15 protein-coding genes are annotated in these 15,960 nt (G+C 44.0%); 12 read left to right on the top strand and 3 right to left on the bottom strand.

Features of this window, described 5'->3' with window-relative positions:
• Window positions 1-1,047, top strand: a complete 1,047-nt coding sequence (locus tag EP57_RS08980) for a SepM family pheromone-processing serine protease (protein WP_036086201.1) — start codon at window positions 1-3, stop codon at window positions 1,045-1,047.
• Between the two features lie 26 nt (window positions 1,048-1,073).
• On the opposite strand, the gene EP57_RS08975 is transcribed toward EP57_RS08980, so the two are convergent.
• The gene (locus tag EP57_RS08975) at window positions 1,074-2,261 is read right to left on the bottom strand and encodes a nucleotidyltransferase (RefSeq protein ID WP_036085924.1); all 1,188 of its coding nucleotides are present in this window, start codon (window positions 2,259-2,261) and stop codon (window positions 1,074-1,076) included.
• A 344-nt stretch (window positions 2,262-2,605) separates the two neighbouring features.
• Between EP57_RS08975 and EP57_RS08970 the strand changes: the two genes are divergently transcribed.
• The 4 genes from EP57_RS08970 (at window position 2,606) to EP57_RS08950 (ending at window position 5,079) form a co-directional block, all read left to right on the top strand.
• Window positions 2,606-3,133: a YceD family protein gene (locus tag EP57_RS08970; protein ID WP_036085923.1), complete on the top strand. Its 528-nt coding sequence runs from the start codon at window positions 2,606-2,608 to the stop codon at window positions 3,131-3,133.
• A 96-nt stretch (window positions 3,134-3,229) separates the two neighbouring features.
• Window positions 3,230-3,406 carry a 50S ribosomal protein L32 gene (gene rpmF, locus EP57_RS08965; protein WP_036085922.1) on the top strand — a complete coding sequence of 59 codons (177 nt, stop codon included), beginning with the start codon at window positions 3,230-3,232 and terminating at the stop codon, window positions 3,404-3,406.
• A 405-nt stretch (window positions 3,407-3,811) separates the two neighbouring features.
• Window positions 3,812-4,699, top strand: a complete 888-nt coding sequence (locus EP57_RS08955) for a ketopantoate reductase family protein (protein ID WP_052167619.1) — start codon at window positions 3,812-3,814, stop codon at window positions 4,697-4,699.
• Window positions 4,696-5,079 carry a DUF3397 domain-containing protein gene (locus tag EP57_RS08950; RefSeq protein WP_036085919.1) on the top strand — a complete coding sequence of 128 codons (384 nt, stop codon included), beginning with the start codon at window positions 4,696-4,698 and terminating at the stop codon, window positions 5,077-5,079. Before EP57_RS08955 ends, EP57_RS08950 begins: the two co-directional genes overlap by 4 nt.
• Before the next feature lie 3 nt (window positions 5,080-5,082).
• On the opposite strand, the gene EP57_RS08945 is transcribed toward EP57_RS08950, so the two are convergent.
• A complete protein-coding gene (locus tag EP57_RS08945; RefSeq protein ID WP_077916822.1) occupies window positions 5,083-6,813 on the bottom strand; it encodes an ABC transporter substrate-binding protein in 1,731 nt (576 codons plus the stop codon).
• Window positions 6,814-6,913: 100 nt separating this feature from the next.
• Here EP57_RS08945 and EP57_RS08940 point away from each other — a divergent pair, with 100 nt between their 5' ends.
• The gene (locus EP57_RS08940) at window positions 6,914-8,164 is read left to right on the top strand and encodes an MDR family MFS transporter (RefSeq protein ID WP_036085918.1); all 1,251 of its coding nucleotides are present in this window, start codon (window positions 6,914-6,916) and stop codon (window positions 8,162-8,164) included.
• Window positions 8,165-8,209: 45 nt separating this feature from the next.
• Here EP57_RS08940 and EP57_RS08935 read toward each other — a convergent pair whose 3' ends face one another.
• Window positions 8,210-8,944 carry an ankyrin repeat domain-containing protein gene (locus EP57_RS08935; protein ID WP_173405085.1) on the bottom strand — a complete coding sequence of 245 codons (735 nt, stop codon included), beginning with the start codon at window positions 8,942-8,944 and terminating at the stop codon, window positions 8,210-8,212.
• 267 nt (window positions 8,945-9,211) lie between these two features.
• Here EP57_RS08935 and mraZ point away from each other — a divergent pair, with 267 nt between their 5' ends.
• The 6 genes from mraZ to mraY all read left to right on the top strand — a co-directional run bounded on the left by mraZ (window position 9,212) and on the right by mraY (window position 15,958).
• A complete protein-coding gene (mraZ, locus tag EP57_RS08930; RefSeq protein ID WP_036085917.1) occupies window positions 9,212-9,643 on the top strand; it encodes a division/cell wall cluster transcriptional repressor MraZ in 432 nt (143 codons plus the stop codon).
• A gap of 16 nt (window positions 9,644-9,659) precedes the next feature.
• Complete coding sequence (rsmH, locus tag EP57_RS08925; RefSeq protein WP_036085916.1) at window positions 9,660-10,595, top strand: 16S rRNA (cytosine(1402)-N(4))-methyltransferase RsmH; 936 nt, start codon at window positions 9,660-9,662, stop codon at window positions 10,593-10,595.
• Between the two features lie 11 nt (window positions 10,596-10,606).
• Entirely contained in the window at window positions 10,607-10,978 is a 372-nt protein-coding gene (ftsL, locus tag EP57_RS08920) for a cell division protein FtsL (protein WP_036085915.1), read from the top strand.
• Complete coding sequence (locus tag EP57_RS08915) at window positions 10,975-13,221, top strand: penicillin-binding protein (RefSeq protein ID WP_036085914.1); 2,247 nt, start codon at window positions 10,975-10,977, stop codon at window positions 13,219-13,221. Before ftsL ends, EP57_RS08915 begins: the two co-directional genes overlap by 4 nt.
• A gap of 219 nt (window positions 13,222-13,440) precedes the next feature.
• Window positions 13,441-14,925: a UDP-N-acetylmuramoyl-L-alanyl-D-glutamate--2,6-diaminopimelate ligase gene (locus EP57_RS08910; RefSeq protein ID WP_036086198.1), complete on the top strand. Its 1,485-nt coding sequence runs from the start codon at window positions 13,441-13,443 to the stop codon at window positions 14,923-14,925.
• A 55-nt stretch (window positions 14,926-14,980) separates the two neighbouring features.
• On the top strand, window positions 14,981-15,958 hold the full coding sequence (gene mraY / locus EP57_RS08905; protein WP_036085913.1) for a phospho-N-acetylmuramoyl-pentapeptide-transferase: 978 nt from the start codon (window positions 14,981-14,983) through the stop codon (window positions 15,956-15,958).
• The last annotated feature ends 2 nt before the right edge of the window (window positions 15,959-15,960 follow it).

The following is a 15,960-nucleotide window of genomic DNA, read 5'->3' as shown; positions in this document are numbered from 1 at the left end:
ATTAGACGAAATTGGAAAAAACTTTTAGCTGGGCTTATTGTGTTAGTTTTGGTGGTGGCGTTCTTTGTACCGCTTCCGTACTATGTCACGAGGCCTGGTAGTGCAGATAAATTGGATCCGCTGGTGTCGGTGGAAGGGTATTCGAGTAATGGCAAAGGCGTGTTTCGGTTAGTGACGATTGCGATGGGGCAGGCCAATATTTATTCTTACTTAGCGGCGAAAGTGTTGCCGTATCAGGAGCTTGAGAAAGAATCCGATGTTCGTGGGGAACATGAAACGGATGAGGAATACAATGTTCGTCAATTATCACTCATGAACCAATCGAAAAACAATGCGATTCAAGTAGCATATAAAGCGGCGGGGAAATCGGTGAAAGTGGAGTATCGTGGTGTGTATGTACTTAGCGTCATGCCGGATGCGCCAGCTGCGAAATACCTTGCGGCAGGGGATTTGATCACGGCAATTGACGGGAAATCCTTTGCGTCTAGCGCTGAATTTATTAAATATGTACGTAGCAAAAAAGTCGGCGATAAAGTCGAAGTGAGCTACAAACATGAAGATAAATCGGAGAAAGCGTCGATTGAATTGATTGATATTGATAAAAAAGGCACACCCGGAATCGGTATTTCGCTCGTCGATGATCAGAAGTTAGTTACCGATCCAAAAATAAAGATTGATTCTGATAAAATTGGCGGACCTTCTGCGGGTCTTATGTTCACGCTAGAAATTTATAATCATTTCGGTGATACGGACTGGACGAAAGGACGTAATATCGCAGGTACGGGAACGATTGATGTGGACGGAAATGTCGGCAGAATCGGCGGGATTGACCAAAAAATCGTCGCGGCGGATCGTGCGGATGCAGAGATTTTCTTTGCGCCAGATGATACGGTGACTGCAGAGCTGAAGAAAGTGGAACCGGGCGCTGTGAGTAATTACGAAGAAGCGGTGAAAACAGCTAAAGCAATCGATTCGAAAATGAAAGTGGTTCCTGTGAAGACATTCCAAGATGCACTCGATTATTTGAAAACCGTGAAAGCAAAATAAGATGAAAAAATCCTTAATCGCGCTGATTAAGGATTTTTTCGGTAGATAGGGGTTTGGAAGTCGCGCTGTATTTGGTCGGACAATGTTGGTGCGAGCGAATAGAGTTGGGTTGCGCGAATGTCGTTTTGAATAAGTGCTGGGTTTGCTTTGGACATCGTGCTTACGAGCGGTAATGGTATTTCTTTTTTGATGTGGTTCAAGTAGCGCTGGCCGGTTGCTGACATGCCGAGGATGCGGATGTAGTTCTGGGATGGGACTTCTGCTTCTTGTTGTTGCATGAGAATTTGTAAGGCAGTGCGATGGATGCGAGATTTGCTGTAGCGCTTGGTGACGGTTTGGACTAGGAAATCCTCGAAGTTATCAGCGTGCAGGGCGGCTTTTTGTAGGCGGTTTTCGATGCCTTCGGTGATGCCGCGAATTTGTTGTAATTGTTCGGTTGATGCGGTGATGAGCTGATATTTTAAGAGTGGCCAGAAATGGTGCCATGACGCGAAATTGTGTGTTTGTTGGTAATTCTGTAGGATGCGGAATGTGGTTTCAGGAACGTATTGCGAAACAGCCGCTAAATCGTCTTTTAAAAGCATGTGCCGAATTGCTGTGGCGCTTGCGATGGATTGATGGGATGGCGAATGGTCGTGATAGGCTGCATTTTGGCGTTTCATTGTTGCCATAGTGATGGGAACTTGTTGGCTGACAGCAGCAAGTGTGTAGTGAAAACCTAGAATATTATTAGGTTGCGTTAAATCAAGCGCTAAATCGGGCGCTAGCTCGCGAATTGCCAAGTTCCATGCCGTGGCATAGCTATGTGTCTTATCATCCAAATATCGACGGATAGCAGCCTTAAACGCATCGTTTTGTCCAGAGATTACGCTAGCCGCTTTTGAAAAACTTTTTGCATCCCCATTTTCGCTTCCAAAAAAAATCGAGGATACGCCGAGCGCCGCCAAAATTTCCACAGCCCCATTTGCGAAAATTGCCGCTTGTTGAGTCGCAAAATGAAAAGGAAGTTCCACGACTAAATCAAGGCCAGCATCGACAGCCATTTTTGCCCGTTCCCATTTTGGCAGTAAAGCTGGTTCGCCGCGCTGCAAGAAAGAGCCGCTCATCACAGCGATGATAACCTCTGCACCGGTTTGCTTTTTAGCTTCGTTCAGATGTAGTAAATGCCCATTATGAAAGGGATTGTACTCCACGATAAGTCCTGTTGCTTTCATTATTCATCACTCCATGTCACAATAATACTAAGTGTATCGACAAATACTCATTTTCGTCGTTAAAAATTCCATTCCGGTGCTTATGTACAAGTCGTACACGCCGCTCCGGTACTTATTTTTGCCTAGGAACTAAGCATTCGTTGACACACTTAGGTTTGGCAAACGCAGTCGAATTTTGAAGTAAAAGTAAAGTTTTTTCGTCCTGTTTTTCCCAGCCTCAATTTCTAATATCTCCAGAATACCATAAAATCGCGCATGATAACATGGTTCGTTAGAGAAATAGGGATTGACAAAAGGCTTAGAAAAGTCTATAATATTTTTTGTTGCGCTTGGAGTGATAAACTATGAAATGGTCATTAATTCAACTACAGAAATATCGTGGCAAAAAGATGCCGCTTGAACAAGAAATCGATGTAACGACTTACTTGAAGGAACATAATCATGATGTAAGAGATGCAAGCCTTGTGCGTGTAACTGGAGATATTACGGTTCGTCAAGATAGTGTTGTGATTCGCCTTGTTTTAGATGGAACTTTTACATTGCCGTGTGCGAGAACATTTGAAGATGTTATTTATCCGTATCACATCGAATCTGTGGAAACATATGTGAACAAAGAGGAGAACGTGCTCGATGAAATGCACCACATGATGGATGGTGACAAGATTGATGCGTTGCCAGTAGTGGAAGAACTGCTTTTGTTAGAAATTCCGATGCAAGTTTACAGCGATAATGTAGAAAATGCGTTGTCAGAAGGTAAGGATTGGAATGTCGTGACAGAAGAAGAACTGGAACAACAAGCAATACAAGAAGAACCGAAAGTGGATCCTCGTCTTGCGGGATTAGCTGATTTCTTTGATAAGAAAGAAGACTAATTCTAAGAGCTGGAATATATTTTAAGAGAAGAGATTTTCTTAAATGGATTGTGGTTGATGGAGATATCCGTTAAATCACGAAGGAGGTGTATGGAAATGGCAGTACCTTTTAGAAGAACATCCAAAGCAAAAAAACGCAAGCGTCGTACGCACTTCAAATTACAAGTGCCTGGTATGGTAGAATGCCCAAGTTGTGGCGAATACAAACTTTCTCACCGTATTTGTCCTGAATGTGGTCAATATAACGGCAAAGAAGTAGTAGAAAGCAACTAATTGCGTAAACAAACAGGCGATACGTACGTCTGTCAAATAAAAAACCAGAAGACGCCATGGATCTTCTGGTTTTTTATTTTTCCTAGGGGTGTAGATCATAGGCGTAGTAAATCGGCGACAAGCGCTCGCAATCAGCGATTTTGGTGGACTTCCGGTTCTCACATACGTAAGTATGCTCCGCTTCCGGCTTCCACCAAAATCGCTGATTGCAAACGCTTTCGCTCGATTTGTGTGAAGCAGGATTTTTCGTCTTACCCCAAAAAATTAAATGGCTGGGCGGTTTTTCTTTATTTTGAGCTGTCTCAATCTTTTTTGTTTATTTTTTTGAACAGGTTCATTAAAAAATGCAAAATAGAGGGCAGTTTGTTAAAATAGATATATCGTGGTTGTGAAGAGGTGGAGCTTGTGGGTTGTAGGATTGGTGTTGTTGGTGCGGGAGCTTTGGGGCTTTTGTATGCTGGGTTGTTAGGTGCGAAAGTTTATACGCGTACTGTGGAACAGGCGGAATTGATTGGTGTGCGTGGTGGTGTGACGGTAGTTCGGGATGGGCGCGAGACTCGTGTTGCTGTTCAAGCGGTGCCGGTGCTAGAGGCGGATTTTGAGAGGCTTGATTTGGTTGTTTTTACGGTGAAGTCGTATCAGTTGCCGGATTTGGCGGAGATGATTCGGGAGATTCCGATGCAGACGCCGCTGTTGTTTTTGCAAAATGGGATTGGGCACTTGGAGTGGTTGGAGAGCTTAGGGCATGAGACGGTTTTGGTCGGGACTTGTGAACATGGGGCTGGAAAATTGGACGGCGCTAGTGTGGAATGGCGTGGTGTGGGACGGACGAATTGGGCGGTTTTTCGTGGCAATTTGGAGGCTGGATTGCGTGATTTCTTGATGGGACAAACTGGGTTTCCTTTTGTAGAAAAGTCTGATTTTGAAGCAATGTTGTATGATAAGTTACTAATAAACGCGGTGGTGAATCCGTTGACGGCTGTTTTGAGCGTGCGCAATGGTGCGTTGATACATAATGCGTTTTTTTATGAAGTGTTTGAAAAATTTGGTCGCGAGGTTGCGGATGTGTTGAAGCGTGATGAGCAGTGGTTTGAAAGGCTAACTGCGGTTTGCGAGGCTACGGCGATGAACTATTCTTCGATGGCGACGGATGTGATGGAGAAGCGGCGAACGGAGATTGATAGCATTTTAGGGGCAGTGATTCGTTTGGCGAAACAGCAAGGGAAGGAAGCGCTGATTTCGGAGATTTTATATGCTCAAGTGAAGGGGCTAGAAGGAGAGTACTTACAGTGAATTGGTTGACGAATGTGACGGCGCTTGTTATTGTGGCGCCTGTGCTTATTTTTACGATAACGTTTATGGTGACGCAATACATGACAAAAAGAACGCCAAAAGCTGTGAAACGAAGTGCGGATGTGACGACGTTTTTTCTGATTTTGGCGGTGCATTTCTTCATGATAATCTTGTTTGATCGCTCGTTTTTGTTGTATATTTTGTTGTTGTTATTCTTGGTGGGAATTGCCTTTGTAGCGCTTTACGCGAAGTCGCAAGGAGAAATTAATTTCCGCAAAGTGATTCGTGGTTACTGGCGCATTTGTTTCTTTACGTTTGCGATTTTGTATTTGTTATTGTTCGTTTATGGCATTATCAAAAGTGTTTTTCTCGTTTTGTGAGGCTTATTTGATCCACAATGTTTTGAAGTTTAGGTGGCCGTAGAGATGTTTTTCTTCGGTTTGGATCATGGAATGGATTTGTTGGTGTTTGGTGATGTGTTCCATGAATAAGAGCAAGTGATTATCGCGGGTGTAGCTTTCGACTTGCTCGTATACGGCGTAACGTTCTCTCTGATTCTCGAATTGTCTTGCTTGTTGCAGCAATGTCTCGATATGCGCGAGGTCCTCTTTGGCTAAATAGCGTTGTGGTGCTAAATTTGGATTGCTGTAAAAGTCCATGAAGGCTACTTCGATGTCATAAGACGGGACATCGCCACCCATGCTCATGTCGATGTCGTCAAACAACATTTTATCGTAAAATTGGGAGCTTAAATCAATAATGCGCAATTGGAGTTGAATGCCGAATTTGGCGGCGTGTGTGACGAGCCATTTTCCTTGTTGGACTGTTTTTACGTGTGAGAAGACAGCAAATTGTAGCGGTTCGCCGTTGTAGTTTGCTTTTTTTAATAGGGCTTTGATTTTGCTCGGGTCTCGTTGTTGGGGTTTGGAGTTCTGGATGAAGTAGCTGGAGGCTTCGACGTTTTCGATGTCTTTCATTGCTTGCAACATGTCTTTTGGGTTTAAAGCGTGAAACATAGCTTCGCGAAAAGCGGGGTGGCGTGCGAATAGGCAATGTTCGAAATGGAAGGTGATGATATTGACGCCATAGTCTTTTGCGGCATAGTCAGTATAGTCCTCGCTTTCTTCGTTGCCGAGATGCGTAATGACAGCCATCGGTTTGCGCTGATTTTCGACGAGCCAAAACTCAATCCGGTCAAGCAGTGGGCGTTCTAGGAAATAATTATCAAAGGCTTCTAGTACGAGCTTCTTTGGTGTTCGTTCGGCGATTTTGAAAGCCCCGGTACTAACCCATTTATATTCGTCAAAAGGAACATCGTACGGTAAAATGACGAGGGCGCCTAAACAAAGGTAGCGGATAAAAAATGGATTGGGTTTATGAAGCTGAATCGTAATTTTGTAATTGGAGGGGCGTTCGATTTGTTGGATATCGTGTAGTTGCCAGTAGGCTACGGTGCCTTTTTGCATCGCTTTTTCGAGTGTGTGTTGGACGTCTTGGCTCGTTAAGGTGCGGCCGTGATGGAAGCGGATGCCTTTTCGTAAGTAGAATGTCCACGTGGTATGGTTGTTCTCGGATGTCCAGTAGTGCGCGATGCACGGTTTTATCGTTTGGTTTGTAGCGTCGAATTGAACGAGTGGGTCGCCGAGTTGGGTCAGCAAGGAACTTTCCATATTGATGGCGGTGTGCAATGGGTCTAAAACGCTGAACGGACGGGCGATGATGGAACGAAGTACGTCTTGGTCATTGTCTTTACTTTGCAGGCCAAAAAGTTCGTTGATTTGGCTTGAAACGGCATTAAACCAGTCGCGCGGAATGTTGAGTTGTAGCAAAATGAGCAATTTATCTAAGTTTTCCTGTTCTACTGCGGCACGAATGAATTGATCGATTTCGTCTTGGAAGTCTTGCGAGAAAGTCAGCTTCGACATGTTGCCGCGCCCACTGCCAGGCTCATACACACATAAAGAAAGCGCTTGATATTGTTTTAGTTTACGCTTCGCATTTTTCGTGCTGCATTCCCACAAATCGGCGAGCTCCTGTAACGTAAAAGGAACACTGTTCGCTGTTTGTCGCTCGAATAAAAACGCGCGCATTTCGTAGTAACGCATATCCTGCATTGGAATAACCTCCTAATACTAAAAGGGGACAAAAGAAATTATAAGTATCCCTTTTTCCTCTTTTTAAAACTAGTTATACTATGTTTAGGAGGTGAAGTCAATGTTTAAAGAGTTACACCCGAACATTAAAGCGCGGATTGCGATTTCGTTTTTAAGTAAGTTAGCCAGTTCGATGATTTTTCCGTTTATGGCGATTTATTTTTCGAAAGAGATTAATGTCGGGATTGCAGGTATTTTGTTGATGCTAAATATTGCGGTTCAGTTTGTAGCTAGTATTTATGGGGGGCATTTGGCGGATCATATCGGACGACGCAAGCTGATGGTTTGGGGCGAATGGACGAAGGTCGTTGGCTTTGCGGTAATGCTTTTGGTGAACTCGCAGTTGTTTGTGTCACCTTGGATTACGTTTGTGGCGTTGCTGCTTATCGCGGTTTCACAAGGGATGACGGTTCCAGCAAGTGACGCGATGTTGATTGATGTGAGCACGCGCGAAGTCAGGGCGTTTATGTACTCGATTAATTACTGGGCGAATAACTTGTCGGTTACGATTGGCGTTGTCATTGGTGGCTGGCTATTCCAGAGTTATTTATTTGAAATGTTGATTGCTTTGCTTGTGCTTTCGCTGATTACAACTTGGCTGACGATTGCTTTGATTTCAGAAACACTTGATTTTAGTATGATACAAGCGACAGATACGATAGGTTTGAAAAGTTTACTGCGAAGTTATCGGAAAATTATGTATGATTTACGTTTTTTACTTTTTACGCTTGGTGGCATTGCAGTGTTATCGATTGAATTTCAGCGGAATAACTTCATTTCTGTGCGACTGGCCGATATTTTTCCGCCAGGTTTGTATTCTTTCTTTGGCTTTTCGGATATTGCCTTTGATGGTATAAAATTACTTAGTGTGTTGACGCTTGTGAATACGTTGATGATTGTCTTTTTCACAGCACCGTTTGCGAAATGGGTTCGAACCCGTGAGTTGCAAAAATGGATGTATGTCGGATTTGGTCTTTTTGCGATTGGGTTTGCGATTTGTGCGGTGGCGGGTAGTATTTGGGTATTGCTCGGTGCAACAGTCGTATTATCGGTTGGAGAATTGCTCTATGTACCAACGCGTCAGACGATTTTGGCAGACATTGTGGATGAGCGAATGCGCGGGACGTATATGGCATTTAACGGCTTCGTATTTCAAATTGGAAAATTAATCGGTGCTGGGAGTTTGATTTTCGCACCGTACATTGGCAAATATGGGATGGGCGTGTTTATCTTGCTGTGTGGTGCCGTTGGAATTATGCTGACGGCAATGGCTCTAAAACCAAAAACGGTCAGCGTGAAGCAAGGGTTATAAAGAAAGAGACATTTACCGCAGAGAATGGTAGATGTCTCTTTTGTGTTATTTGGCGCCATGCGATATTAATAAATCTGCGATGGTCTTATAGCCGTGTTGTTTCGCATGGGCTAGTGGGGTGACGCCGTTTGCATCGGCAATATTAGGGTCAGCGCCGTTTTCTAGTAGAGCTTGAACGATTTGTTGCTGTGTTTTGCCGCCGTTTGATAAGACGATGGCTTCTAAAAGTGCTGTCCAGCCGGGTTTGTTAATATGATTCACATCAATCGTTGTTTCTTTTAATAGAAGTTCGACGTTTGCCAAATGGCCTTTTTCAGCGGCGGGGATTAGTGCTGTGCCGCCGTAACGATTGGTTAATGTGTAGTCGGGGTTGTGCGATAGCATGCGCTTCAGAATTTCTGTGCGGCCTTCTGCTCCGGCATAAAGAAATGGGCTATCTTGTATGTGGTCTTGCAAGTTCACATTGGCACCGTGATCTAAGAAAAGTTGCGCCATTTCGATGTTGTTATGGTGTGTTGCGATGAGTAAGCCGCTCTCGCCTTTGTTATTAACAACATCGACTTTGGCACCTTGTTCGAGAAGGGTTTTGATTTCTGTTATATTTTGTGTCGCGATTGCTTGTAGTAAGTCTTGATTTAATTCGTTATTATTTGTCATTGGTTTTTCCTCCACTTCTTGTTTTTTCGCATCTTCTTTTGGTGGGGGTGTGTTGGCGCTTGACGTGCAGGCAGTGAGCGTCAGAATGAGGATTGTTAACGTTGATAATAGCCATTTTCGCATCCTTATTCCTCCTTTCATACATAATTATTGCACATGAAAATAAACTCCACATTAATTGACGCTTAAATTGCAGGAAAGTTGTAGTATTTTTTGCATTCGCTTCATTTCCTCCCACCTTGTCACCACTTTCTGAAAAACATTGATATAGCAGGGGGTTTCGTGGGTTCTGCGGAGCCCTTTTTATATTTTTTATGCATTTCTGCAGTTTTTGGTGGTGCGAAGTGGGGAGTTGTGGTAAAGTAGGGAATAAGAAAGTGGGGATGGACTATGTTCATGGGCGAATATCAACATAACATTGATATAAAGGGCCGTTTAATCGTGCCATCGAAGTTCCGTGAACAATTAGGGGACCAATTTGTCATAACCCGAGGGCTTGATAAATGTCTTTTCGCTTATCCGCTTGATGAGTGGAAGAAAGTAGAAGAGAAAATCCAGACACTCCCACTAACTAAAAAAGATGCTCGTTCTTTTACTCGGTTTTTCTTTTCAGGGGCGTCAGAGTGTGAGCTTGATAAGCAGGGACGGATGAATATTCCGTCGAACCTTACGAGTTACGCAGCGCTTGAGAAGGAAACAGTGATTGTCGGGGTCGCGAGTCGTATTGAAATTTGGAGCAAGTCGGAATGGGATGCGTTCTACGATGATGCGCAGGAATCATTTGCTGATATTGCCGAAAATATGATTGGCTTTGATATTTAAAAGGAGGGCAACAACCATGTTCCAACATGAAACAGTTTTATTAAAGGAAACCGTAGATAATCTGAATATAAAGCCAGATGGTGTGTATGTTGACTGTACGTTAGGTGGTGCGGGGCATAGTGCGTATTTGCTGAGCCAGCTTTCGGAATCAGGGCATTTATTTGCGTTTGATCAAGATAGCAAAGCGCTAGCGCACGCCAAAGAGCGACTGAGTGAGTATGCAGGACAAGTGACGTTTATCAAAAGCAACTTTAGATATATTAAGGAAGCATTGCTAGAAGTTGGTGTCACAGAGGTGGATGGCATTTTATATGATTTAGGTGTGTCATCGCCGCAACTAGATGAGCGGGAACGTGGATTTAGTTATCACCAAGATGCGCCGCTAGATATGCGCATGGATCAGGACGCACCACTTACAGCACGAGATGTTGTGAACGATTGGCCGTACGAGGACTTGGTTCGCATTTTCTTCCGATATGGGGAAGAGAAGTTCTCCAAGCAAGTAGCGCGCGAGATTGAACGCAGACGTGAAGTAGCACCAATTGAGACGACAGGTGAGTTGGTAGATTGCATTAAAGCTGCGATTCCAGCACCAGCCAGAAGGAAAGGTGGACATCCTGCCAAACGCGTTTTTCAGGCGATTCGAATTGCTGTGAACGATGAGTTAGGCGCGGTGGAAGATTCTCTAAAAGACGCGATGGAGTTGCTAAAACCAGGTGGACGCATCAGTGTCATCACTTTCCACTCGTTGGAAGATCGCATCACGAAGCAAATTTTTACCGAGCAAGCAAAAGGTCCAGAACTGCCGCCAGGGTTACCGATTATTCCAGATGAATATAAGCCGAAAATGAAGCTAGTAACAAGAAAACCGATTCTCCCATCCGAGGAAGAACTTACGGAAAACAACCGTGCGAGATCAGCAAAGCTTAGAGTGGTAGAACGGAATATTTAGGAGTGATGTAAATGAGTAATAATGTAGCTTACAAAACAAACGCAGAACCAAAACGCGTACATAGAGAAGCTCCACAACCACAACCTAAAAAAGAGATTCTAAAGCGTGGCAAAATAACGCTAGGCGAGAAGTTGATTGTCTCGATTTTTGTTGTTGTGATTGCGGTATTTGCTTTTAAAATTATAGGTGTACAAGCGCAAATATATAGTGTGAATCAAGGCATTCAAGAGCAACAAACGAATGTCGATAAACAAGTGAAAGCAAACGAAGATTTGTCTTCTGAAGTGGCGGACCTTAGTCGTTACGAACGTGTATGGCAAAAAGCGAAAGAACTTGGTTTGAAACTTGATCCAGATAATGTGAAAGTAGTGGAAGGCAAATGAAAAAAAGAGTAGGAAACATGCGAAGAGGGGCCCTTGTCTTATTTATCATCTTTGGCGTTATTTTTCTGTCGGTTATCGGACGCTTCTTTTACATGCAAGTCGTTGGCGATGTCAACGGCGTTCCTCTTGCTGCCAAGGCGGCGCAACAGCATTTACGAAGCAGTGTCATTGAAGCAAATCGCGGCTCTATTTTAGATCAAAAGGGCGAAGTGATTGCAAAAGACACTGCTTCTTATACATTAGCGGCAGTGCTTGATCCGAAACAATCACAAGGCACGAAAACGCCGCATCACGTGGTAGATAAGGAAAAAACAGCGAAAGTGTTAGCCAAATACTTGTCGTTAAAAGAAGCCGATGTGTTGAAGAAATTAAAAACAAAAAAATTATTCCAAGTCGAATTTGGGAAAGCTGGGAAGAACTTGTCTGCGGAAGTGAAAGATAAGATTGAGGCGGAGAAATTGCCGGGTCTCATTTTCACGAAACAAGCGCAGCGGTTTTATCCGAACGGTGTGTTTGCATCGCATCTAGTTGGTTACGCGCAGCAACAAGAAGGTAAGGATGGCGTGACCAAGTTGATTGGCAAGATGGGAATTGAGAAGGCGTATAATTCGATTTTGACGGGTAAGAATGGAAAAATCAATTATGATGCGGATAAATATGGCTACATTTTGCCGAACACGAAAAGTGCGGTTGAAAAAGCGCAGGACGGTAGCGATATTTATTTGACGCTTGATAAGAAGATTCAGACGTTCTTGGAAGATACGCTAAATACGGTGGATGCGAAATATAATCCGAAAAATATGATGGCGGTCGTGATGAATCCGAAAACGGGTGAAATTTTGGCGATGAGCCAGCGTGATACGTTTAATCCGACGACAAAAGAAGGTTTGTCGAAAGAATGGGCGAACTTGCCTGTGGAAACAACGTATGAACCAGGATCGGTTATGAAAATCTTCTCGTTAGCCTCGGCGATTGATCTTGGCGTGTATAATCCGAATGCGTACTACCAATCGGGAACGTACAATGTTGGTAACATTCCAATTCATGACCATAATGCTGGTGTTGGTTGGGGCTCGATTACGTACCGTGAAGGTGTGGAGCGCTCAAGTAACGTTGCGTTCGCGAAATTGCTTGCGGCCATGGGCCCTGACAAATTCAAAACGTACTTGCAAAACTTTGGCTTCGGCCAAAAAACGGGTATCGACTTGCCAGATGAAGCGTCTGGAAAGATTTTGTATGACCATAAAATTGAGCAGGTAACAACGGTGTTTGGGCAAGGTACGACGGTTTCGATGATGCAAATGTTGCAAGGTGCGACGGCGATTGCGAGTGATGGCAAGATGAAGCGGCCTTACGTTGTGTCAAAAATTGTTAATCCAAATACAGGCGAGACTACGGAGACGAAACCAACTGTGACGGGGCAACCGATTAGTGCTGCGACGGCGAAACAAACGCGCGAAGAACTGCGCAATGTTATTACTGGTGATGTTGGAACTGGGAAATTGTACGCGATTGAAGGCTACGATATCGCCGGGAAAACAGGCACATCGCAAATCCCGAATCCGAAGGGTGGCGGCTACATGACGGGGAACAATAATTACATTTTCTCCTTCATGGGAATGGCGCCAGCAAACGATCCGGAGCTTGTGATGTATGTGACGATGCAACAACCGCAATTATCTGGTAGCGAAACGGGAGGCAAAGCTGTCTCGGAAGTTTTCAACCCAGTAATGAAAAATAGCCTACAATATTTAAATATCAAATCCGCTGATACGGCAAAATTAAAAACGATGACGATGGACAGCGTGACAGGCAAAACACCAGCAGAGGCCAAAAAAGCTTTGACGGCTAAAAAGCTAGTGCCAGTCGTGATTGGAAATGGGAAGAAAATCGTGCAACAATTGCCACAACCAGGCGAGAAAATTTTAGAAGGCCAGCGTGTTATTTTGATGACAGAAGGCGATATGACGATTCCAGACATGCGAGACTGGGCGAAAAACGATGTCTTAAAAGTCTCGGAAATCACCGGTGTACCTTTTGATGTCACAGGCAATGGCTACGTTCTAAAACAGAGCGCTTCGGCAGGATCAGTCATTAACGATAAGTCCAAAATCACAATTACGTTAGCAACACCAGACAAAATACCAAACTTCAATAAAGCACCAGTTGCCGACGATAGTAAAAAAGACTCCACAGACACATCCGTAGAAGAAGCGACCGGACTAAACGCATTATTAAATTAGCAATAGAAAATAGTGCGCGCTCTTATGTTTTTTTGCAGGGCGCGCTTATTTTATACAACGTGTTTTGTGTCCTACGCATTGTATTCGTGGCGCGTTTTTGCTAATATAGTAGAAGAAGATTTGCCAGCCGCACAAAGTAGGTTTGATACGCCCTTTTGGATTTTTAAGAAGGTGGTGCTATCATTTTTTGGCGTTGGGGCAAAGGAAGGGAAGTTCATGATGGAATTAGAGAAGTTATTACAGGCGATTCCGTATTGTCAGCTCATGCAGGCCGACGAAAATACGCTACATATGGAAGTAAAGACCATCGAACAGGATAGTCGGCAAGTGCAGGCTGGGACGCTATTTGTTTGTGTGGATGGCGAAGTTGTGGACGGCCACGATTATGCGCAGAAGGCGGTGGCGAGTGGCGCGACGGTGATTGTGGCAGAACGCATGCTAGACGACGTTGCGGTTCCGATTGTTTTAGTGCAGGATGGCAAACGAGCGATGGCAAGGCTCGCCGCGATGTTTTATGGGGATCCAACGGCAGAAATGAATTTGATTGGTATCACAGGTACGAACGGAAAAACAACGGTGAGCCACTTGATTGAATTCATTTTGGCAGACCATGGCGCGACAACTGGGCTTATCGGCACGATGTATCGCAAAATCGGAACAGAAATTTTAGAAACGAAAAACACGACACCAGACAGCTTAACGTTGCAAAAAACATTCCGACAAATGCGCGATGTGGAAGTGACAACGGCAGTCATGGAAGTGTCATCGCATGCGCTCGTACAAGGACGCGTCTACGGTTCTGATTACGACGTGGCGGTTTATACGAACTTGTCGCAAGACCATCTAGATTACCACAATACAATGGAAGAATACGCTCATGCCAAAAGTTTACTGTTCGCCCAATTGGGCAATCAATCGAGCAGTAAAACAAAGACGGCGGTTATTAATAACGATGATGCGTACGCAAACTTCATGATGGAAGCAACGAGCGCCCACGTTCTTACTTACGGCATTGATAAAGCGGCGACTTTCCGAGCAGCAAATATCGAAATCAGCAGTAAAGGAACGCGATTCGAACTTCATTTTAGAGGCGAAACGTTCCCAGTACAACTACAGCTTATCGGCAAATTCAACGTCTACAACGCACTGGCTGCCATTGCTGCGGTGTATGCAACAGACGAGGCGCCAAACACGATGGCAGAAATCATTGCTTCCCTTGAAAAAGTAACTGGCGTAGCTGGACGCTTCGAATTAGTGGACGCAGGCCAACAGTTCCCAGTCATTGTTGATTACGCCCACACACCAGACGGCCTAGAAAATGTCTTGAAAACGGTTGGCGAATTTGCCAAAGGTCGTATTTTTGTCGTCGTTGGTTGTGGTGGTGATCGGGATAAAGGTAAGCGCCCATTGATGGCTCAAATTGCCGTGAAATACGCGACTGACCCTGTATTCACTTCTGATAATCCGAGGACGGAGGACCCGACGCAAATTATCGAAGACATGTTAGCAGGTGTTCCAGACGCGAATTATACCGTAAAAGAAGCACGCCACGAAGCGATTGTTTATGCGGTAGAAGCGGCAAAACCAGAAGATGTCATTTTGATTGCAGGCAAAGGGCATGAGACATATCAAATCATTGGCGATGTTGTTCATGATTTTGATGATAGAAAAGAAGCCCGAGCGGCAATTTTAGCAAAAAGATAAACATTTTAGTGCACAGATAATCTTGTTTGTGACAAAGAGATAGGAGCGAAAAAGCGTGTCATTATATTGGATAGTTACAACATTTGCGATGGCTTTCATTATTACAGTAGTCGGGGTACCATTATTCATCCCGTTTTTACAACGATTGAAATTTGGTCAAAGCATCCGCGAAGAAGGCCCACAAAGCCATCAAAAAAAATCAGGAACGCCGACGATGGGAGGACTTGTTTTTCTTATCGCGATGATTCTAAGCTTCATCATTATGGCATCCATCGGTGGTTGGTTTGGTAGTGAGGCATTGCTTCTCCTTATCCCGCTTGTTTTATTCGGTGCACTCGGGTTCTTAGACGATTACATCAAAGTCGTTAAGAAACAAAACTTAGGCTTAACATCGAAACAAAAATTTTTAGGACAAGTTGTTATTTCGGTCTTGTTCTACCTTATTTATCATTTCAACGGGTATCCAGAAACGCTTAACATCCCGTTCACAAGTATTGAAATCAATCTTGGTTGGTTTTTCCTTATCTTCGTGATTTTCTGGATGGTCGGTTTTTCCAACGCGGTGAACTTAACAGATGGTTTAGATGGCTTAGTTTCCGGACTTTCTGTCATTGCTTTTGGAACGCTTGCGATTATTGCTAATCACCAAGACCAAGGCGTTGTCGCGATGTTCTGTATGGCGATTGTTGGGGCGATGCTAGGCTTCCTTATTTTCAACAAGAATCCTGCGAAAATTTTCATGGGGGATACAGGTTCTTTAGCACTCGGTGGCGCTATTGCGGCGATTTCGATTATGCTACACCAAGAATGGATGCTGCTACTTATCGGTCTTGTTTTCGTTATCGAAACAGCGTCGGTCATTATTCAAGTCTTCTATTTCAAAGTAACAAACGGCAAGCGATTATTTAAAATGAGTCCAATTCATCACCATTTCGAACATGTTGATATCGGCTGGTCGGAATGGCGTATCGTCTTTACTTTTTGGGGTGCCGGTCTTGTTTGCGCGATTCTTGCACTGCTAATTATTCTTTAAAA

The sequence above is a fragment of the Listeria booriae genome (assembly GCF_000766865.1).
Taxonomy (GTDB): domain Bacteria; phylum Bacillota; class Bacilli; order Lactobacillales; family Listeriaceae; genus Listeria_A; species Listeria_A booriae.
Note: the sequence above shows the minus strand (reverse complement) of the source record. Positions and strands in the feature narration are given on the sequence as shown.